Source organism: Elusimicrobiota bacterium (assembly GCA_016182905.1).
GTDB lineage: Bacteria > Elusimicrobiota > Elusimicrobia > UBA1565 > UBA9628 > GWA2-66-18.
Window position 1 is genome coordinate 149615 of record JACPFR010000010.1, and the last position, 19798, is coordinate 169412.

Consider the following 19798-nt stretch of genomic DNA (forward strand, 5'->3'; position numbering starts at 1 on the left):
GGAAGACATGGAGAAAATGATCATCTGCGGCCTCGGCGTGCGCGTGCCCGAGGAGACGACGCTCGAGACCCTCCAGGCGCTCGCCGACTGCCGGGTCGTCTACACCGACCTCGACGACAAGAAGGCCCGGGCCTGGCTCGGCGGGTACTGCAGGAGCCTCAAGACGCCGAAGTCGGCCGCGGAGATACTCAAGACCGCCGCCGAAGGCGGCGGCGTCGTCGGGCTGGCGGTCTGGGGCAATCCGCAGTCCTCGAGCCGCCTGGCGCGCGAGGTCGAGCTCGGCGCGCAGAAGGCCGGGCTCGCGTACCGCGTCCTCGGCGCGATCTCCCCGATCGGCAGCGTGTTCGCGCGCTCGGTGAGCTTCCTCGGCGGCGACTACGGCTATCAGGGCATCCAGTCCTACGACCTGCAGACCTTGCTCGACGACTCCGCGTCCGCGACCACGGAGCTGCCCCTGGTGCTCTACGCCGAGAGGGGCGAGCCCGCGAGCTGGAAGGCGGCCCTCAAGCGCCTCGCGGGCGGCTACCCGGCCGGGCATAAGGCGAGCCTGTACGCCCCGGCGGGGCTGACCGAGGCGCCCTTGTCCGAGCTCAAGCCCGGGGACCGCTGCGTGGTCCTCATACCGCCCGCCAAGGCCCTCGAGGTGCGCAAGACGAAATGGTGACCTTGCGCGGCCGGCGCGTCCTCGTCACGGGGGCTTCCGGCTTCATCGGCGCCGCGCTCGCGCGCCGCCTCGTGCGAGACGGCGCCGACGTCCACGTCCTCGTGCGGCCGACGTCCTCGCCGGAGAAGCTCGGCTCCGCCTGGGGGCGGCTCACCCGGCATCTCGGCGACCTCGGCGACGAGAAAAGCCTGGCCGCCGCGGTCGGCGCCGCGCGGCCGGAGGTCGTCTTCCACCTCGCCAAGCAGCGCGACGGCTCCTCCTTCTCGCGCGAGGCGGAGGCGACCCTGCGCCTCGCCGGGGTCCTGCGCTCCGCCGCGCCGGACCTTCGGCGCCTGGTCCGGACGGCGCACGACGCGCCCTCCCGCGAGGACGACGCCGCCCTCGCCGCGAAGGTCGCCGCCCTCGGCCTGCCCGCCGTCACTCTGGAGCTGTACCTGGTCTACGGGCCCGGCCAGAAGAAGGGGGACTTCCCGCACGACATCAAGGACGGCGCGCGTCCGGCGCGCGCGTCGGGGGCGGTCAAGGATTTCGTCTGGATCGACGACGTCGTGGAGGCCTACCTGCTCGCGTCCCACGCCTCCGGCGTCGAGGGCCTGACGATCCCGATCGGCACCGGACTGGGCCGCACGGAGGCCGAGGCCGCCGCGCTCCTGCTGCGCCTGATGGGCTCGAGCGACGCTCCCCCGAAGGCCGACGGCCCCGGCGCGGGCCATCCCGCCGATCCGTCCCTCGCGCGGCGCATGCTGCTCTGGAGCCCGCGCGTGCTCCTGGAGCAGGGGCTGGCGCGCCTCCTCGCCAAGGGCGCGGTCAAGGCTCCTCGCCGCGCCGAGGAGCGCCGCCACATGATCCCCTGGCTGGGTTCCCCGGGCGGGAAGGCCGCGGCGGCCGCCAAGCCGGCGGCGCCCTGGGACCTCGTCTACCGCGCCGCGGAGAATTTCCGGAAGGGGGACCACGCCGCCGCCGGGCGCGACGCCGACGCCTTCATCGGCCGGCTGCCCGGGTCGGCCGCCGGTCCCGCGATGAAGGCCCTGATCGCCGCTCAGAGCGGGAACAGGGCGGAGACCGAGCTTTGGCTCGAGGCCGCCGGTCCGCGCGGCCCCGAGGGCTGGGCGCTCGCCCTGCGCGGCATGATGCGCGCGCGCTGGGGGGAGCACGACGCCGCGCGTTCGGACCTCGTGGCGACGCGCAAGAGCGAGCGCTCGGCTTGGGCCTGCGCGGAGCGCGCCGACGCCTACAACCGGATCGGGCTTTTCTCGAGCTCCCTGACCGAGTTCGCGCACATGCGCCGCGCCATTCCCGGCAGCCCCGAGCCCGACCTCCGCGCCTCGGCCATCCATCTCGAGCAGGCGCAGTACGAGGAGGCGGCGCAGTGCCTGGTCCGCGCCGCGCGCCTGGCGCCCGGCGACGTCCGCGTGCCCCGGCAGCTCTCGCGCCTGCGCTTCGTCGAGGGCGACCTGCCCCGCTCGCGGGCCGCGATCGAGGAGGCCTGCCGCCTGGCGCCCGGCGACGCCGGCCTGCGCCAGGAGCGCCTGCGCCTGTGCGTGCTCCAGGACGACGACAAGGCCGTCGCCGCGCTGCTCGAGGAAGAGTGGCCCGCCGGCGTGCGCGACTTCTGGCGCGCCTACGTCGCCTGCCGCCGCAAGCGCTTCGACGAGAGCGTGCGCCTGTTCGCCGCCGCGGAGAAGGCGACCGAGGACGGCCAGGTCGCGAGCACGTGCGCGTTCTACCGCCACGTGGCGCGCGTGCTCTCCGAGGCGCCGAAGGCTCCCGCCCCTCCTCCGGGCAAGGAGCTGCTCATCATGGGGCTGGGCTTTCGCCTGCCCTATCAGAGCAGCGTCGAGGCCTTGTGGGCGCTGGCCTCGTGCGAGGCGTTCTTCAGCAACCTCTCCGACAAGACGGTCGCCGACACGCTGGGCCTCTACGGCGTCCCCATGCGCACCATCGTCTTCCGCCGCTCCGACGGCCAGTCGACGCCCTGCGCGCGCCTCGTGATGAAGGGCATGAAGGAGCTCGGCCGCGGCGCCGTCGTCACGCGCGGCATGCCGAACTACTACGGACGGCTCGCCTACCGGCTGACGAAGGACTGCGAGGCGCGCGGCATCGGGTGCCGCATCATCCCCTCCGTCTCGATCGCCGACCTGCTCCCCTGCCTCGTCGGCCGCGTCCGCGGCTCGTCGCTGGGCATCGAGGTGCGCGACACCAACGGCCTGGCCGGGCTCGATCCGAGGCTTCCCGCGGTCGTCTATAACTTCGCGTCGGGCGCGCAGCGGCGCGAGCAGGCCCGGTTCATCGCCGGCCGGCTCGAGCCCGGCGACGCCTGCTGGCTGATGCCGGGCTCCGGCTATCTCGAATTCTCGCCGTCCGAAGCGGCGGCGGCGGGCCTCGAGGAGGCGCTCGCGCGGGCGGACGCCGCCGTGACCGTTCTTCTCCCGGCCCGCCGATGACCCCGAAGCTCTCGATCATCATCCCGTTCTACGACGTCCGCGGCCCGCTGCGGGGGCTCCTCGAATCCCTGTGCCGCTCGGACTTCGCGGATTTCGAGGTGTGCCTGTGCGACGACGGCTCCCGGGACGGGAGCCTGGAGGAGGCGCGCGCCTTCGCGGACCGGCTGGACCTGAAATGGGTCGTCCACGAGGCGAATCTCGGCGTCACCCGCGCGCGCAACAGCGCGCTCGCGCTGGCCGGCGCGCCGCTGCTGCTCTTCCTCGACGCCGACGTCCGCGTCGCGCCGGACGTCATCGCGCGGCTCCTCGAGACCCGGGAACGCACGCAGGCCGACGTGCTCTGCGGGATCTACAGCGGCACGGCCCTGGACGCGGGCTTCTGGTCGGGCTACTACGCGCTGTTCGTCCACCACTCCTTCCTCGTCGCCGACGAGCCCGCGCCCTACAACGTCTTCAACGGCTGGTGCGCCCTGTGCCGCCGCGAGGTCATGGACGCGCTCGCGGGGCACCGGCCCGCGGCCAAGGGCGTGGAGATCGAGAACGAGGCCCTGGGGCGGCGCATCGTCGCGCGCGGCTTCCGGCTGCTGCTCGATCCGAGCGCGGCCGTCGACCACCATTGGGGCGGGCCGCGCAAGATACTCTTCATCTTCACGAGCCGGGTCTATTGGTGGGTGAAGGTCTTCTTCGCGACGGGCGGCCGCTTCGAGAAGGCCTTGACCACGCGGGGCTACGCCGCCGGGACCTTGGCGGTCCCCGCCGCCTTGGCCTTCGCGCTCGCCGGCCGCCCGCTCGGGTCCGCGGCGGCGCTCGCGGTCTTCCTGTACGCCTACGGGCCGTTCCTCTCCTTCGCCCGGCGGCGGCGCGGCCTCTTTTACGCCGCGCTGTGCGCGCCGGCGAGCGCGGGCCTCGCGGTCGTGGCGTCGGCCAGCGCCTGCTTCTCCGCGGCCGAGGAGCTGGCGCTCCGGCTCGCGCGCGGGCGCGTCACGTTGAGCGCGGAGGAGTTCTCGTGACGCGGGACCTCGTGCTCCTCTGCTACGGGCGCAACAGCCCGTACGACTACGACGCCCACACGCCGCTCTCCATCCTCGCCCTGGGAACCTACCTGGAGACCAAGGGCGTCGAGGTCGAGTACTACGACGAGCGCCTCGACGCGCTCGCGGTCTTCGACGCCTTGCTCGCGCGCGGGCCGCTGCTCGTGGGCTTCTCGGTGATCGGCGGCTACCAGATCGAGGCCTCCGCCCGCCTGTCGCGCCGCGTCCGGGCCGGCGCCCCGGGAGCCGCAGTCGTCTGGGGCGGGATCACTCCGACGACCTTGGCCCGGGAGACCATCCAAGAGGACTTCGTCGACTTCGTGGTGATCGGCGAGGGCGAGGAGACGCTCTGGGAGCTGATCCTCCGCCTGCGCGAGGGCCGGCCGGCCGACGGGCTCCTCGGCCTGGCTCACAAGGCCGGCGGGCGGCCGCGCTGCAATCCCGCGCGCCCCTCGCCGGACGTCGAGACGCTCCCGTTCGTTTATCAAGGGAAGGCCCTGGAGATGCTCAAGCGCTATCTCCTGCTCCCGGCGGTGCGCGAGGCCGTGGGCTACGAGGGTTCCCGCGGCTGCCCGTTCCTGTGCACCTTCTGCTACAGCCCCAACTTCCACGCCAACGTCCGGGTCAAATCCCCGGCGAAGGTCGCCGCGGAGCTCAAGACGCTGCGCAGCCTGGGCGTGGACCGCATCGACATCTACGACGACACCTTGATGGGAGGGCGCAAGCCCGAGATCGCGCTGCTGGCGGCGGCGCTGCGCGAGACCTCGATGCGCTGGATGGCGAACCTGCGGATCAACATGCTCTCCCGGGAGCTCCTTTCGTCCCTGGAGGGCTCCGGCTGCGAATGGCTCTACTACGGGATCGAGTCGGACCGCGACGACGTGCTGGCCGTGATCAAGAAGGGCATGAGCGCCTCCCAGATCGAGGAGGGCCTCAAGCTCATGGGAGCCTCCTCGATCCCCGCGGTGTACTCGATCATCTACGGCCTCCCGATCGACGGCCCCGCCCCCGAGTCCGGGGAGGTCCTCGCCTTCGCCGAGCGCATCCACGAGCTCGATCCGGACGCGGAGGTCCAGGTCCAATCCTACGTCCCGCTTCCGGGCAGCGACCTGTACGGCAGCGCGCTGGCGCGGGGCTTCACGCCGCCCGCGGACCTCATGGGCTGGTCCCGGCACGATCACCTCACCGTCGAGGACTCCTGGCTCGCGGATCCCCGGCTGCCCCGAAAGCTCTACCTCTCGAGCTTCATGGCCTACCGCTACCGCCGGCACCTGTCCCGCTTCCCGCTGAGCCTGGCCGCTTTCCCGCTTCACCTGCTCAGCCGCTGGCGCATCCGCCGCCGGGCGTTCGGCTTCTACATCGAGGGCCCGCTCTATCGCTTCTTCCTCGCGGCCGCGCGGGCGCGCAGCGACCTCCATTTCTGGCTCCGGGAGAAGCGCTGATGTGCGGCATCGTGGGCGCGCTGGGCCTGGGCCGCGACGTCCCGGACTCGGGGCGGCCGGTCGCCGCCGCCATGCTCGAGGCGCTGCGCCATCGCGGCCCGGACCAGGCCGGCCTTCACGCGGAGGAGCGCGCGATCCTGGGCAACGCGCGCCTGCGCGTCATCGACCTTTCGCCCCGGTCCGACCTCCCGATGACCGGCGAGGACCGCAAGACGTGGCTCGCCTACAACGGGATGGTGACGAACTTCCGCGAGCTCAAGGAGCGCTTCGCCCTTCCGGCGGGGTGCGCCTCGGACAGCGAGGTCGTCCTGCGCCTCTACGAGCGGCTGGGGCCGGCGCTGGTCGGCGAGCTCTCCGGGATGTTCGCGTTCTGCGTCTACGACCGAGCCCGGCAGAAGGCCTTCCTGGTCCGGGACGCGCACGGCCTGCGGCCTCTTTTCTACGCGGAGCGGGACGGCGTGCTCTACTTCGCCTCCGAGATCAAGGCGCTCCTCGAGGTCCCGGGCCTGGGCGGCGAGTTGGATGAGGAGGCCCTCTGGCATTTCCTCACGCTCGCCTACATCCCGGGGAGGATGACGCCGTTCCTCCGGATCCGCGAGCTGGCCGGTGGCCGCCTGCTCGAGGTCGACCTCAGGACCGGCGCGTACTCGGAGAAGAGGCATTCCCGGATCGACTACCGGGCCGACGAGAGCCTCGATGAAGACGAGGCGGCGGCGGAGGTCCGGCGGCTGCTGCGCGGCTCCGTGGAACGGAACCTGGTCGCGGACGTCCCGGTGGGCCTGACCCTGTCCGGGGGCGTGGACACGGGCTCGCTGCTGTCCCTGGCCAAGGACCTGGGGGCCAGCCCCCGGCTGCACACCTTCTCCCTGAAGATGACCGAGCCGAGCTTCGACGAGTCGCGCTACCAGAAGGTCATGGTGGACTACGCCAAGCCGATCCACCATGAGATCGAGATCCGGCCGCGGGACGTGGTCGAGACCTTGTTCGCCTCGGTCGCCCATCTCGACGAGCCGTCGGGCAACGGCGCGGCCGTGCCCACGTTCATCCTGGCTCGCGAGGCGAGCCGGCACGTCCGCGTCCTCCTCTCCGGCGAAGGGGGGGACGAGCTGTTCAACGCCTACGAGACCCATCGCGCCTACCATGCCCGCGCGCTCTACCGCGGCCTGGTCCCGTCCTGGGCGCGCGGGGCGATCCGCGCCGCCGTGTCGCGCCTTCCGGTCGACCACCGGAAGCTGAGCTTCGATTTCCTCTCCAAGCGCTTCACCGAGGGGGCGGAGAAAAGCGTCGCGAAGGCGCACGTCTTCTGGCGCCACGCGCTCTCCGACGAGGAGAAGGGACGGCTGTGGCGCGGCCGCCGCGGACCCGCGACGGAGGACCTCTTCGAGGAGCTTTACCGGAGCCTCGCGTTCGAGGATCCGCTGGACCGCCTGTCCTTCCTGGACCTGCAGTACTATTTCATCGACGACCTGATGGTCAAGAACGACCGGATGCTCTCGGCCCATTCCCTGGAAGGGCGCTTCCCCTTCATGGATCGCGCGCTGGTCGACTTCGTCTCGCGCACGCCCTCGCGCTTCCGCCTCAAGGGCTTTTCCGGACGGCGGCTGCAGAAGCGGGCCATGCGCGGCCTCCTGCCGCCGGAGATCGCTTCCCGCCAGAACATGGGGCTCGAGCTGCCTTATTCGGTCTGGTTCTACGGCGAGCTGCGCGAGCTGGCGGAGCGGTATTTCAGCCCGAAGGCGGCCGCGCGCTCGGGCCTGCTCGACGGAGAGGCCGTGCAAGGCCTGTGGCGGGAGCATCTGGCGCGGCGCAAGGACAACGGCCGGGCGCTCTGGTGCATCCTCAATTTCCAGGTCTGGTTCGAGCTCTTCGTCTACGAGGGGAGCTACAAGAAGCATCTCGTCGCGAGTGAGCGCGCGCCCCTCTCCGAGGGCGCGTGGGTATGAGCCGGAAGGTCGCCGCGTTCGGCGCCGCGTGCCTGGCGGGCCTCATCGCCTTGGGCTGGACCGTCGGCCTCGACGGCGGCGGCGCCGACCCCGAGCCTATCGACATGGTCGGCTACGAGCAGGCCGGCGAGGTCGTCCTCCATCGCGTCGCGGCGCGCGCGGACATCGCCTCCTACCGCATGCCGCTGGCGACGATCCTCGCCGCCCGGATCCGCTACCATTCGGACCTCTCCGCGCCCGCCGTCCGGGCTCTCTACCAGTCCTTCGTCGTCCTCCTCCTCTTCGCCCTCGGCTGCCTGCTGCACCCGCTGGGGGGCTTGTTCTCGGGGGCGGCCGTCATCGCTCTGCTCGGGGGCGCCTTCAGCTTCTCTTTTTATCCGGAGTCCGGCTACACGCCGTTCGTGCTGCTGGCGGCCTGCGTTCTGGTCTGGAGGGCGCGGTCGCCCTCGCCGGGACGAAGCGCGGCGCTGGCGTTGGCCGTCGGGGCCGGCCTCCTTTACCGCTCGCCGCTCGTGCTCTTCCCGCCGCTTCTGGCCCTGTATGAATGGGGGGCCTATCACCGCTTCTCGCTGAAAGCGTACTGGAAGCACCTTCTGATCCTGTGCGCGGCGCCGTATCTCCTGCTGCTGCCCTGGATCGCCTTGAATTGGACGATCTACCGGAGCTTCGTCCCGTTCGAGCAGGGCGCGGCCAACGCGAACATCGTGACCGGTGCCCTCGGCCTGGTGCGGAGCATCGAGGGAGACCTCGGCACGCTCGTCGGACCCTCGGTCGACGTCGCGAGCACCGGCGACGTCCTGGGCTGGGCCGCGCGGGAGGTCCTGCGGCATCCTCTGCGCTACGCCCTGTCCATCGCCGAGCGGGCCGTTTACGCGCTCTCCCAGGACTGGGCCCTGGCGTTCCTCGCGGTCTGCGGCCTATGGGTCTTCCGCCGCCGGCGGGAGTTCCAGCAGCTCGGCCTGCTGGCGGGTTATTTCATCGCGATCCATTGCCTGATGTCGGTCGAGCAGAATTATTTCTGGCCGCTGTGGCCGCTGGCGGCGATCCTGGCCGCCTCGCTCATCGGCGCGTCGCGCGGGACGGAGGAGGCGCCGAGCCCGGGCTCGCTCGACTATCGCTTCGCCGTCCTGGTCACTTTGGCCTCGCTCGGCGCCGTCCTCGCGGCCGGCGCGTACGTCGGCGCGGCGGCCGGGTCCTACGCCGCGGCGCTGCGGCGGGGACGGCCGCCGATCGGGGAGGACCTCGACCGCGCGCTCGCGCGGCACCCGAACGACGTCTGGCTGCTGCTCGAGCGGGGACGCGTCAGGCTTTCCCGGGGGGAGAGCGCCGGAGCCGTCGAGGACTTCGCGGCGGTCACGCGCCTGGAGCCGCGCGTCGCGAGCCATCGCCTGCCGGAGGCGCGCGCGCGCCTGGCGCTCGGCCAGCCGGCGCCGATCATCCGGTGGCGGGCGCCGCATGGCCCGACTCAGCGGGAGCAGATGCTTCGATATGACGCGAACATCCTCAAGGCTTGCGCGCACATCATGCTGGGCCGGACGAAGACGGCCGAAGGCCTGCTGAAGGAGGCCCTCGAGGCCTATATGGACCGCAACGTCCTCGTGCGCGGACAGCTGGGCGACGTCGAGCGCGGCGTGCTCGCCAAGCTGCGGACCTCCGACACGGGCTTCGTCAAGCGCTGCCTCGAGCTGCAGGGCGCGCGCCCCCCGGCCGAGCGGCGGGCGCTGCTCGGAGCGCTCGCCAAGCTGCTCCCGGGCTCGGACGAGGTTCGTCGCGCGCTAGCGGCAATGCCGGGCACTTAAGCCGTCATCATCAAAAAAATGAACCACTAAGGCACGAAGACACCAAGAAAGAAAGGGTAAAAGACCGTTTTCTTCGTGTCTTGGTGTCTTTGTGGTTGAATATTTTCCAGGAAAATCTCTTAAATGACCGGCATTGGCGCTAGCGGAGCGCCGTTAGCCCCGCGCGCGTGGAGCGGATCGACTCCCTAAGCCCGCGCGGATAGCGGGCGGAGGCGGCGAGCTTTTCGGCCGTCCCGCACTCCCGCAGCGCGCGCGCCTTCCGCCCCGCGGCGCCGAGCGCCACGGCGAGGCTGACGCGGATCTCGGGGTCGCGCGGCGCCAGCGCGGCGGCGGCGTCGAAGAGCCGGACGGCCTCGGGCGCGTCTACCGCCGCGAACGCGGCCATCGCGGCGCAGACGCCGGGGCGGGCTCGAAGGGCCTGCGCCCAGGGGGCGAGATACCAGTCTTCGCCCGCGAGGCGGACCCCGTCGTCCAGAAACGCGGCGAGCGCCGGGCCGGGCGGGCGGCAGTCGGCCTTTCCCGCCCGCGCCGCCGCGAGGGCGTCGAACGGGGTCAGGAGCAGGCAGGCGGCGAGCGTCGCGGCGACGCTCCCCGCGAGGGGAAGCGCCGCCAGGAAGGCGGACGGCTCGGGCGCGGCCTCCTTCCGGAAGAATCCGGCCGCGCCGATCCCGGCAAGGGCGGCGAGCAGCGGCTCGACGCCGAGGCGGTAGCCGTGGCCGAGCCCGATCGCCGCGTAGGCGGAGAATGACGCCGCGATCAGCGCGGCCGCCTGCGCGCCTCGCGAGGCGCCCGGCCGCAGGGCGGCGAAAAGCGCGGGCAAAAGCAGCGCCGAGAGAGGCAGCCAGAACGCGGCGAGCCGCCGCGCGCTGCCGCGGGCGTAGTCCAGGGGGGAGTCGAGGATGAGCCGCAGGGCCAGGCCGGCGAAGGCGGCATCGCGGCGCTCGATCGTCTCGTCGAGATGCGCCGCGGCGAAGCCGGGCGCGCGCCGCTCCGCGATGGCGAACGCCTCGCCGAACATGACGGCCCGGTCGCCCCCGTCCGCCGCGGCGAGCAGGTTGTAGGCGCCGGTCCCCGCGTCGAGGGGCACGAGGCGGCCCGTGTGGGCGTAGTTCCGAAGGGTCCACGGGAGCAGGACCGCGCCGGCGACGAGCAGGACCCGCGCCGCGCGCCGCGCGCCGGCGCGCCCCCACCAGACGTGGGCCGCCGCCGCGAGCAGCGGAACGGCGAGCAGATGCGCGCTGCGGCACAGCAGGCTCGCTCCGAGCGCCAAGCCGAGGAGATTCCCCGCGGCGCGGTCGCCGTCGCGCTCGGCCCACCGCGCCGCCGCGCAGGCGAGCAGCAGGATGACGAGGCCGTAGAAGCCGTGCACGTCCAGGTCTCGCGCCGAGGCGGCCAGGGACGGGTCGAGCGAGACGAAAGCCGCCGCGAGCGCGCCCGCGGCGGGGGAGAACAGACGGGAGGCGAGCCCCCAGGCGCACATCGCCGCGAGGGCTCCGAGCACGGCCTGAGAGACGCGGGCGCGCCGGGGGGACGGGCGCTCGCCGCCGTGCTGGGCCGCCGCGAGGAAGGTCGTGTACAGCGGGCCGCGGCCCGTGAGCGGGCCGCCGCCCGGGTCCGACGAGTAAAGCCCCTCGGAGAGCAGCATCACGGAGGAGAGGAAGTACTCCTCCTGCGGCACGACGTAGGGGCGCGCGGCGTCTCCGGCGGGCCAGGCGAGCGCGAGGCGCCAGCACAGCCCGGCGGCGATCGCGGCGGCGGCCAGGCGTCCGCTTACGCCATCCATATCGCCTGACGGTATTCCTCGCGGCGGAAGCCGCGGCTGAGCTCGAGGCCGGCCTCGAGCAAGCCCACCATGTCCTCGCGGCCGGACTTTCCCCGGATGTGATCCCTGATGCGGACCGGGATCGCGTCGAAATCCGCCTTGAGCCCCGCGCTGTCGCCGAGCGCGGCCTTGGCCAGGGCGCGGTTGAACAGGGCCCACAGCCAGATCGGCGTCGCGCGGTCGGGGTCGGAGAGGGTCGGCTCGTTGAGATCCTTAAGCGCCTCCCGGTGGCGGCCGAGCGCGCGCTTGGCCTCGCCGCGCCAGACGTAGGCCTCGAGATCCCGGGGGTAAAGCGTCAGAGCCTCGTCGAGCTGCCGCAGCGCCTCCTCGGCCCGGCCGAGCTTGAGCAGGGCCCCGGCCCTCCAGCTCAGCGCGTACGGCGCGCCCAGGCGCAGGGCCTCGTCGAAGCGGCCCACCGCGGACTCGTAGCGTCCCAGCCACAGGTCGAAGGCGCCGCGCCAGGCCAGGACCTGCCCGGCCTCGTCGGGCGGGGCCTCGGGCAGGGCGCGGTCGAGCTCGGCGAAGGCCTCCCCGGTCCGGCCCCGGCACAGCATCCAGCCGTAGCGGCGCCCGGGCAAGGCGGCCAGCCGCGAAAACTGACGCAGCTCCTCGGGCCCGCGCAGGTCGGCCCGATAATAAGGAACCCACGAGCGGCGAGCGGCCGGGCCGGCGGCGCGCTCGAGCCGGAGGACCTCGCGCCGGCGCTCGGCGAGGGGGCGATCGTCCCATTCCCACGGGTCGCGCAGAGCGCGGATGTCCGCGAGCCCCGGACGGCCGTCGAGCAGACGCTCACCCGCGGCGAGCGCTTCTTTATAGCGGCCGAGCTTCATGAGCGCGGCGAAGACCTCGCCGGGAAGCAGCACGCCGCGGTTCAGGCGCAGGCCCTCGGCGAGCAGCGCTCGGCCGCGCGCGACGGCGCCCGAGGAGAATAGGATGCCTCCCGCGATCAGGCGCGCGCGCGCGTCTCCCGGCTCGAGCCTGAGTATCTTGGCCAGGATCTTTGCCGCCGTCTTCGTTCGCGAGGAGGAGCGGTAGGCCTGCGAGGCCGCCTTGAGAGCCTCGAGTAAGGCGCGCAGCTTCTCTCCCTTGGCCGCGCGCGCCGCCTGCCGGCGGGCTTCCTCGGCCTGCTCGCGCATGCGCAGGACCTCGGCGAGCTGGCGGCCGGCCCCGGCGTCGCCCGGGCCGACGAGCAGGGCCCGGCGCAGCGCCTTTTCCGCGAGGACGAGGCGGCCCGCGGCGACGAGCGCTCCGCCGCGTCCGCGCAGGACCCGGACCTTGTCGGCCTTCCTGCGGCGCGCCGCCGACCGGCGCGCCCGCTTGGATTTCTCCCGCATCCGCGCGACCTCGGCGCGGCGGCGCCGGGACAACGGATCGGCCGGCGCCAGCGACACCGCCCGGCGCAGGATCCGTTCCGCGTTGTCGAGGCGGCCCGCCTGGACGTACTCCAGCCCGCGGCGCCGCAGGAGCCGGACGAGGGCGCGGCGCGCGCGCTCGTCTTCGGGGGCGAGCGCGAGGAGCTTGCGCAGCTCGCCCTCCGCCTTCTTGAGGGCGCCGGCGGCGAGGAAGGACTCGGCGCGCGCGCGCAGGACGTCGCGCAGGCGCCGCCGCGCGGCGCCCCCGCCGAGGACGAGGGCCTTCGTCAGGGCCTTCTCCGCCGCGGCCAGCTCGCCGACGGCCCCCAGCGCCTGCCCGCAAGCGCGCAGGGTTTCCGCGAGCGCCGTTCCGCCGGTCTTGAGCGACAGGACCTTGAGCAGGGCCTTTTCCGCCGCGGGGTCCCGGGCCGGGGCTCGGCGGAGGACGACGTTGGCCAGGCCGGCATAGGCCGGCAGGTGGCGGGGGAAATCCCGGATCACGGAGACGAACTCCGCGGCGGCTTCGTCGGGGCGGCCCAGGGAGCCCGCGACATGGCCGATGAAGACGCGCGCCTGCGCGACGCTCTCGCCCGCGGCGACGGCGGCGCGGAAGCAACTGAGCGCCTCCTCGAAGCGCCCGGCGTTGAAGTGCTCCACGCCGCGGGCGTTCAGGTCATCCATATCGCCTGCCGGTACTCCTCGCGCCGGAAGCCCCGGCTCAGCTCGAGGCTCGCCTTGAGGAGCGCTTCGGGGTCCGCAAGCCCGGTTTTCGCGCGAAGGTAGTCGGTGAAGTAAGCGGGCAGCGCGTCGAAATCCGCCTTGAGGCCCGCCGCGTCGCCGAGCGCCGCCTTGACCAAAGCGCGGTTGACCAGGGCCCACAGCCAGATCGGCGGCTCGCGCGTCGGGTCGACGAGGGACTCCTCGTTGAGGTCCTTGAGGGCTTCCTCGTGCAGGCCGAGCTCGCGCTTGGCCTCGCCGCGCCAGACGTAGGCCTCGAAGTCGCGCGGGAAGCGGGCCAAGGTCTCGTCGAGGGCCGCGAGGGCCTCGGCCGGGCGGCCCAGCTTGAGCAAAGCGCCCGCGCGCCAGCAATACGCGCACTGCGCGTCGAGGCGGCGGGCTTCCTCGAGCCGGGCGAGCGCCTCCTCATAGCGGCCCAGCCACAGATCGAGGGCGCCGCGCCAGGCGAGGACCTGCCCGGCGTCCTCGGGCGGGGCGCCGCTCAGCGCGTTCTCCATCTCGGCCAGCGCCTCGTCGGGGCGGCCCAGGCACAGGAGGGCCTCGGCGAGAAAGCCGTTCGTGCGCCAGTCGGCGGGCTTGCAGCGAAGGGCGATCTTGAACCAGCGCGCCGCGACGTCGAAGCGCGCCCCGCAATGGGCCGCGAGCCCGGCCTTGGAGAACATCCAGCCGTAGCGCTTGCGCGGGTAGGCGGCGATCGCCTCGAAATGCGCCATGCCCTTCTCCGGGCCGAGCAGCTCCGCGCGGTAGTAGTGCAGCCAGGGCGTGCGCGGCCGGGGGCCGAGGGCGAGCTCGAGGCGCTTGAGCGCCTTGAGGCGGTCCGACCTCGGACGGCGGTCGGCCCACTCCCACGGGTCCCAGAAGGTCCGGATGTCGTCGAGCGTCGCGCCTTCGTCGAGGATGCGCTCCGCCTCCGCGATCGCCCGCTTGTAGCGCCCGAGCTTCATCAGGCCGCGGAAGCGGTCCCGGGGGAGGACCGGCGCGGAGGCGAGGTCCGCCCGGGAGAGGATCGCCCGCTCCTTCTCGTGCTCGGCGCGGGCGCGCATGACGGCGGCCAGGCCGAGGCGGGCGCGCGCGTCCTTGGGCGCGGAGCGCAGGATCCCGCGAAAAACCCTCGCGGCGTCCTCGAGGCGCCCGGCGAAGAGGTAGGCCGAGCCGCACGAGCGCAGGACGTCGACGACCTTGCGCCGCGCCGCCTCGCCGCGGGGCCGGCGCGCGAGCGCCTCGCGGAGCAGAGCCTCCGCCGTCCACGGCTCGCCCGAGGAGAGCGCCCCCTGCCCCCGCATGCGCAGGACCTCGACGAGGCCGACCCGCGCCCCGGCGTCGCGCGGATCGGCGGCCAGCGCCGTGCGCAGCGCCTTTTCCGCCTCGGGCAGGCGCGCGGGGTGGAGCATGATCGACGCCAGGCCCGTCTTCAGGGCCGGATGGCGGGGATGGTCCTTGAGCAGGGACGCGAACTCCGCTACGGCCTCCTCCGCCCGCCCGGCCGCGTTCAGCGCGTGGGCGACGAAGACCCCCAGCTCCGGGCTGCGGTCGCCGAGCTCCCGCGCGCGGCGGAAGCACTCCAGCGCCGCCTCATGGCGGCCGGCGTTGAAATGAGCCGCGCCGGCCCGGCGGAGCGCGCCGGCGCTACTTCGCTTTTTTCCTCGAGGCATTCTTCACCAGCGCGGCGATGGCGGGCCATTCCCGCCAGATGTCGGTCAGGCCCTCGGTCTGGCAGCTTTCGGCGTCGACGTGCCAGACGCGCCAATAGGCCGCGTAGCGGATCAGAGGGGAGAGGTTCTGCTCCTTGTCGTGCGCGAGCTGGTAATGGCAGATGATCGCGTCGCCGGCCTTGCCGGTGATCTGCGCGGCGTCGGGAAGGTCGATCTTGCCCGCGAGGCCGGCGCGCAGGGGCGCGGTCCCGTGGGCCTTGATGAACTCCGCGACCCGGCGGTGGGTTCCGGGGTAGGCGGTGAAGTTGCCCATGTACTTCTCGGGCAGGTCGCTGAGCAGGACGCCGACGAGCATGGTGAAGCGGCTGATCGACTTCGCGGCGTTGGGGGAATAGAAGCCGTCGATATGCGAGGCGGGCCCGCCGTGCGAATTGTTCACCGACGGGAAGCGCAGCGCGATCTGGCCGGTCGGGGGGCGCAGGAGCTTCCCGGTCCCGACGGGCGACTCGGCGAGCTCCCACAGGCCGCTCTTGAAGAGCAGGTCCATGATCGCGGGGGAGTCGGTGTCGTCGGACCAGTAGTCGCGCGAGTCGGCGTAGGCGTCCATCGTCCGGGTGCGGCCGAGGCCGAGCCGGTGATTGATCTCGCGCAGGGCCTCGTCGACCAGCGCCCGGGGCACGACGCCGGGCAAAGTCACGTAGCCGTCCTCCAGAAGGCGGCGCTTCTGCTCGAGGTCAAGCTCCATGAACGCCTCTCATCGAGGGCCACTCGAGCCAGACGTCGGTCAGGGCCCGCTCGAGATATTCCCTCGATCGGTCGCGCCAGGCGGCGGCGTGGTAGATGCGGTAGTAGGCCATATAGCGGATGTGGGGGGAGAGGTTCTTCCCTTTGGCGTGGACGAGCTGATGGTGGCACAAGACGACGTCTCCCGCCTTGCCGGTGACCGGCACCGCTTCCGGCAGGTCGAGCCTGCCCTCGGGACCCGGCCGCAGGGCGTCGATCCCGTGCTCCTTCAGGTAGCGCGCGCTGCGCAGATGCGTGCCCGGATAGACCGCGAAATTGCCCATGTCGGGCCGGGGGCAGTCGCTCAGCAGCACCCCGACCAGCAAGGTGAACCGGTGCAGCTCCTCGTTCGGGGAGAACCCGTCGATGTGCGGATCGTAGTCGCACAGGGAGCCCTCGACGGACGGGAAGCGCAGGGCGACCTGGGCCTGGAAGCAGGGCTCGACGTTCCCGGCGCCGAGCAAGGACTCGAGGAGCGCGGGGATCGGTGTGCGGTGCAGGAGGTCCATGACGGACGCCGAGGCCGCGTGCTCCGAGCGCCAGTCCGGCTCGACGGCGTAGGCTCCGCCGTCCGGGGGCGCGCCCGCGCCCAGGCGGTGATTGATCTCCCTCACGGCGGCGTCGGTGAGCGCGGCGGGGACGACCCGGGGCAGCACGACGTAGCCGTCGCGCGCGAGGCGCCGCTTCCGGGCGAGGCTAAGCTTCACCGATGCCTCGCATGCCGGGCCACTCGAGCCACGGATCGATCATCGCCCGCTTCAGGTACTCGAGGGAGCCGTCGTGCCACGCGTCGATGTGCCAGAAGCGGAAATACGCGGCGCGCCGGATGTGGGGGGAGAGGTTGCGCGCCTTGTCGTGCGCGAGCTGGAAGTGGAACAGCACCACGTCGCCGGCGCGGCCGGTCACCTGCACGGGCGCGGGCAGGGGGATCTTCTCTTCGAGGGCGCCCTTCAGCGCGTCGAGGCCGCGGGTCTCGACGGCGCGGGCGATCTGGCGGTGCGTGCCCGGAAACACGGTGAGGTTCCCCATGTCGGGCGCGGGCGTGTCGCTGAGGAGGACGCCGGCGCACAGCGAGTAGCGCAGCGGCTTGCCGGCCCCGGTGCCGAGGCCGTCCTTGGAGGAATACAGCCCGTCGATGTGGATCAGCCTCTCGTACTCGACGGCGTCGTGCTCGGCCGGGAACCGGAGGACGACCTGCCCCTGCGTCAAGGGCTCGACCTTGCCGGCGCCGAGCAGGGACTCGGCGATCTGCCGGACCGGGCCGCGAGCGAGATCCATGACGGCGCGCGAGCTCGCGTATTCCGACAGGTAGTCCTTCGGATCGGCGGCGTAGTCCTTGCCGGGGTGCGCTCCGGTCCCGAGGCGGTTGTTGATCTCCCGCACGGCCGCGCCGGTGAGCGCGGCGGGGACGACCCGGGGCAGCATGACGTAGCCGTCGCGCGCGAAGCGCCGCTTCTGGGCGAGGCTAAGCTTGGCGGCCATGACCCATCCAGACCGGGAAGAGGTATTCGTTGGAGACGCGCATCCCGCGGCCGAGCGCCAGGCCCGCCTCGAGCACCGCGCGCACCTCGTCGGGCTTCTCGGGGGACTCGGCCTTGAGGCCGGCGGCCTTCTCGAAGCGGTCGAGGACGTCGCGCCGGATCGTCGAGTAGTCGGTCCACATCCCGGCCGGGTCCCCGGCCGCGCCCTTGGCGAGCGCGCGGTCGGCCAGGGCCCAGAAGGAGTGGGCCCCGTCCATGCGGATCGCGGCGCCGAGGTCCTCGAGCGCGCCCTTGTGGTCCCCGCGCAGCCGCCGGAGCTCGCCGCGCCAGGTGAGGCCTTCGGCGTCCGTCCCCTGGCGCAGCGCCTCGTCGAGATCGCGCGCCGCCTCGTCGAGCCGTCCGAGGAGCAGGAGGGCCGCGCCGCGGTGGCGCAGGGAATAAGGCACGCCCGCGCCGACGCCGAGCTCGAGGCTCGCCAGCGCGGCCTCATACTCGCCCGACCAGAGCAGGAGCTTGCCGCGGCAGGCGTGGCCCCACGGACGGGTCCGCTCGGGCATGCCCTTGAGGAGCTCGTCGAGGAGACGCGCGGCGGACGCGCCGTCGCCGCGGCACAGGGCGATCTCCGCCAGGGCGGCGCCCGCCTTCCAAAACCCGGGGACGCACTTCAGCGCGGCGGCGTACTCTTTCTCGGCGCCGGCGTAGTCCCGGCGGTTCGTCAGCAGGACCTCCCCGTGCTTGTGGCGCATCCAGTCGTAGCGCGGGGGCATCCGGGCCAGCTTCTCGGTCTCGGCGATCGCCTCCTCGCCGCGGCCCATGTTGCCGAGCAGGGTCGCCCGGAAGTAGTACGGCCAGGGATTCTCCGGCTTCGCGCGGGAGAAGGCCTTGAGCGCGTCGAGCGTGGGCATGAGCTCCTTCTGCTCGGGCGACACGAAGAAGGAGTCGATGCAGTCCTGCGTCCCCGAGGCGGCGAGCAGCGCTTCCGCCTCCTCGAAGGCTTCCTTGAACGCGCCGAGCTTCACGTTCGCCCGGAAGCGCGTGAGGCCGCCGGCCATCCGCGCGTGCGCGTCGTCGCCCCGCGGCCTGGAGGCCGCGGCGCGTCGAAGGTGCGGCGCGGCTTCGCCGGCCTCGCCCTTGTCCTTGAGCATCTCGCCGAGCAGCAAGGACGCCTCGGGCCCGGCCTTCCTCGCGACGGCGCGGCGCAGGGCCGCCTCCGCCTTCGCGGGCTCGCCGTGGCGCAGATACAGCCGGGAGAGGCTCATCAGGACGGAGGGCGCGTCCGGGTCCAGCGCGAGGGCCTTCTCGTAGGACTCGATCGCCTCGGCGGGGCGGCCCTGGACGGCGAGCAGGTCGGCGAGCGCGGCGCGGGCGGCGGCGCTCGACGGGTGCGCTCGAACGAACTCCACCAGCACCTCGAGGGCCCGGCCCTCGTCGCCGGCGCGCTGGAGCGCGTGCGCCCGGGCGACGGCGGCCTTGGCCGGCGCGGGCTTGGTCATCTCCTTCCCGCGGCCGCGAACGCGGCGCGGACCTGCGCCTCGGTGACCGACCCGGCGTCCGGCGAGTCGGGGGGCGTCGGGATCCCCATCGAACGGGTCCAGCAGCGCAGGCGCGAGGCGGGCGCGGGCCTCGCCGGGACCGGGATGCCGGCCGCCCTCATCCAGCCCGCGTTGAGGTGCGGATCCGAGCGGCGGCAGCCGCGCCCGGCTTTCAGGGCGGCTTCGAGCAGGCTCCGGAGCTTCGCGGCGGTGAAGGGGGATCTTTCGATCGCCGCGAGGTCGTGGTGATCGAGATGCAGGCGCGCGAAATCCTTGTACGCCTCGAGGAGGTTCTTCCGCTCCAGATGGACCAAGGCGCGGTTGACGTGGGCCCAGGGCTTGTCGCCGCTGATCGCGATCACGCCGGCCAGGTCCTCGAGCGCCTCCGGATAGCGGCCGAGCAGGCGGTTGAGCTCGCCGCGCCAGACGAGGCCCTCGGGATCGTGCGGATCGATGGTCAGCAGGCGGTCGAGGTCGCGCTTGGATTCCTCCAGCCGGCCGAGCTTGCAGAGGGCTCCGCCGCGCCAGCACAGGGCGTCGGGGTTGTCCATGCCCGCCGAGACGTCGAGGTCCTCGACCGCGTCCGCGTACTCGCCCCACCAGAGCTTGAGCGCGCCGCGCCAGGCGAGGAACGAGGCGCGCGACTGCTCGGGCACGGCGATGCCCCGCACGGCCTTGAGCGGATCGGGATGGCCGACGGCCATCAGGTTCTCCGTCCACAGGCAGCGCGCCTCCCAGAGCCAGGGGCAGCGCGCGATCACGCCCTGGATCTCCTCGCGCGCGAGCCCGTACAGGTCGAGGCGGCGCAGGAGGATCTCGGCGATGTAGTAGCGCATCCAGTAGTAGCGGGGGGAGACGCGGCTGCCCGCGTCGAGGAGCTTCAGCGCCTCGAGGTCGCGGCTCGCGGCCCATTCCAGGGAGGCCAGGCAGAACTCCCTCCACGGGGACTTCAGCGCCTCGCTCTGCCCGCGGTCGAACTGCGCCTTGAGCATCATGTCCCGCAGCTTGCGATAGGTGACCGTCGGCTCGCTGTCGAGCAGCGGGTCGATCCTCGCGAACGACGCGGCGAGCGTCTCGCCTCCGAAATGATCCTGAACGGGCATTTAGCGGCCTTC

At 72.7% G+C, this 19798-nt stretch carries 14 protein-coding genes; 6 read left to right on the forward strand and 8 right to left on the reverse strand.

Annotated features, from left to right (window positions below; genetic code table 11):
- Positions 1 to 7: 7 nt before the first annotated feature.
- The 6 genes from HYV14_04645 to HYV14_04670 are packed head-to-tail and all read left to right on the forward strand — an operon-like array spanning position 8 to position 9323.
- Entirely contained in the window at positions 8 to 664 is a 657-nt protein-coding gene (locus HYV14_04645) for a hypothetical protein (GenBank protein MBI2385286.1), read from the forward strand.
- Positions 658 to 3108: an NAD-dependent epimerase/dehydratase family protein gene (locus tag HYV14_04650; protein ID MBI2385287.1), complete on the forward strand. Its 2451-nt coding sequence runs from the start codon at positions 658 to 660 to the stop codon at positions 3106 to 3108. The genes HYV14_04645 and HYV14_04650 overlap by 7 nt, the downstream gene beginning before the upstream one ends.
- Positions 3105 to 4118: a glycosyltransferase family 2 protein gene (locus HYV14_04655; protein MBI2385288.1), complete on the forward strand. Its 1014-nt coding sequence runs from the start codon at positions 3105 to 3107 to the stop codon at positions 4116 to 4118. Before HYV14_04650 ends, HYV14_04655 begins: the two co-directional genes overlap by 4 nt.
- Positions 4115 to 5581 (forward strand): B12-binding domain-containing radical SAM protein, encoded by a 1467-nt coding sequence (locus HYV14_04660; GenBank protein MBI2385289.1) that lies wholly within the window; start codon positions 4115 to 4117, stop codon positions 5579 to 5581. The genes HYV14_04655 and HYV14_04660 overlap by 4 nt, the downstream gene beginning before the upstream one ends.
- Positions 5581 to 7524: an asparagine synthase (glutamine-hydrolyzing) gene (gene asnB, locus HYV14_04665; GenBank protein ID MBI2385290.1), complete on the forward strand. Its 1944-nt coding sequence runs from the start codon at positions 5581 to 5583 to the stop codon at positions 7522 to 7524. Before HYV14_04660 ends, asnB begins: the two co-directional genes overlap by 1 nt.
- On the forward strand, positions 7521 to 9323 hold the full coding sequence (locus HYV14_04670) for a hypothetical protein (protein ID MBI2385291.1): 1803 nt from the start codon (positions 7521 to 7523) through the stop codon (positions 9321 to 9323). Before asnB ends, HYV14_04670 begins: the two co-directional genes overlap by 4 nt.
- Positions 9324 to 9462: 139 nt before the next feature.
- On the opposite strand, the gene HYV14_04675 is transcribed toward HYV14_04670, so the two are convergent.
- The 8 genes from HYV14_04675 to HYV14_04710 are packed head-to-tail and all read right to left on the reverse strand — an operon-like array spanning position 9463 to position 19786.
- Entirely contained in the window at positions 9463 to 11106 is a 1644-nt protein-coding gene (locus HYV14_04675) for a glycosyltransferase family 39 protein (protein ID MBI2385292.1), read from the reverse strand.
- Positions 11094 to 13178 (reverse strand): tetratricopeptide repeat protein, encoded by a 2085-nt coding sequence (locus HYV14_04680; GenBank protein ID MBI2385293.1) that lies wholly within the window; start codon positions 13176 to 13178, stop codon positions 11094 to 11096. Before HYV14_04680 ends, HYV14_04675 begins: the two co-directional genes overlap by 13 nt.
- Positions 13166 to 14887: a tetratricopeptide repeat protein gene (locus HYV14_04685; GenBank protein MBI2385294.1), complete on the reverse strand. Its 1722-nt coding sequence runs from the start codon at positions 14885 to 14887 to the stop codon at positions 13166 to 13168. The genes HYV14_04680 and HYV14_04685 overlap by 13 nt, the downstream gene beginning before the upstream one ends.
- Entirely contained in the window at positions 14862 to 15632 is a 771-nt protein-coding gene (locus tag HYV14_04690; protein MBI2385295.1) for a phytanoyl-CoA dioxygenase family protein, read from the reverse strand. Before HYV14_04690 ends, HYV14_04685 begins: the two co-directional genes overlap by 26 nt.
- A complete protein-coding gene (locus HYV14_04695; protein ID MBI2385296.1) occupies positions 15622 to 16377 on the reverse strand; it encodes a phytanoyl-CoA dioxygenase family protein in 756 nt (251 codons plus the stop codon). Before HYV14_04695 ends, HYV14_04690 begins: the two co-directional genes overlap by 11 nt.
- Positions 16367 to 17152: a phytanoyl-CoA dioxygenase family protein gene (locus HYV14_04700; GenBank protein ID MBI2385297.1), complete on the reverse strand. Its 786-nt coding sequence runs from the start codon at positions 17150 to 17152 to the stop codon at positions 16367 to 16369. The genes HYV14_04695 and HYV14_04700 overlap by 11 nt, the downstream gene beginning before the upstream one ends.
- Complete coding sequence (locus tag HYV14_04705; protein MBI2385298.1) at positions 17136 to 18644, reverse strand: tetratricopeptide repeat protein; 1509 nt, start codon at positions 18642 to 18644, stop codon at positions 17136 to 17138. Before HYV14_04705 ends, HYV14_04700 begins: the two co-directional genes overlap by 17 nt.
- Positions 18641 to 19786, reverse strand: coding sequence for a tetratricopeptide repeat protein (locus tag HYV14_04710; GenBank protein ID MBI2385299.1), 1146 nt, complete (start codon positions 19784 to 19786; stop codon positions 18641 to 18643). The genes HYV14_04705 and HYV14_04710 overlap by 4 nt, the downstream gene beginning before the upstream one ends.
- Positions 19787 to 19798 lie beyond the last annotated feature (12 nt).

What these genes read in the sequence shown, in the direction of transcription:
- HYV14_04650 (MBI2385287.1), top strand. Translation starts at nt 658, where the DNA reads ATGGTGACCTTGCGCGGCCGGCGCGTCCTCGTCACGGGGGCTTCCGGC.
- HYV14_04645 (MBI2385286.1), top strand. Translation starts at nt 8, where the DNA reads ATGGAGAAAATGATCATCTGCGGCCTCGGCGTGCGCGTGCCCGAGGAG.
- HYV14_04685 (MBI2385294.1), bottom strand. Translation starts at nt 14,887, where the DNA reads ATGCCTCGAGGAAAAAAGCGAAGTAGCGCCGGCGCGCTCCGCCGGGCC.
- HYV14_04690 (MBI2385295.1), bottom strand. Translation starts at nt 15,632, where the DNA reads ATGGAGCTTGACCTCGAGCAGAAGCGCCGCCTTCTGGAGGACGGCTAC.
- HYV14_04670 (MBI2385291.1), top strand. Translation starts at nt 7,521, where the DNA reads ATGAGCCGGAAGGTCGCCGCGTTCGGCGCCGCGTGCCTGGCGGGCCTC.
- HYV14_04655 (MBI2385288.1), top strand. Translation starts at nt 3,105, where the DNA reads ATGACCCCGAAGCTCTCGATCATCATCCCGTTCTACGACGTCCGCGGC.
- HYV14_04680 (MBI2385293.1), bottom strand. Translation starts at nt 13,178, where the DNA reads ATGGATGACCTGAACGCCCGCGGCGTGGAGCACTTCAACGCCGGGCGC.
- HYV14_04710 (MBI2385299.1), bottom strand. Translation starts at nt 19,786, where the DNA reads ATGCCCGTTCAGGATCATTTCGGAGGCGAGACGCTCGCCGCGTCGTTC.
- HYV14_04675 (MBI2385292.1), bottom strand. Translation starts at nt 11,106, where the DNA reads ATGGATGGCGTAAGCGGACGCCTGGCCGCCGCCGCGATCGCCGCCGGG.
- asnB (MBI2385290.1), top strand. Translation starts at nt 5,581, where the DNA reads ATGTGCGGCATCGTGGGCGCGCTGGGCCTGGGCCGCGACGTCCCGGAC.
- HYV14_04705 (MBI2385298.1), bottom strand. Translation starts at nt 18,644, where the DNA reads ATGACCAAGCCCGCGCCGGCCAAGGCCGCCGTCGCCCGGGCGCACGCG.
- HYV14_04700 (MBI2385297.1), bottom strand. Translation starts at nt 17,152, where the DNA reads ATGGCCGCCAAGCTTAGCCTCGCCCAGAAGCGGCGCTTCGCGCGCGAC.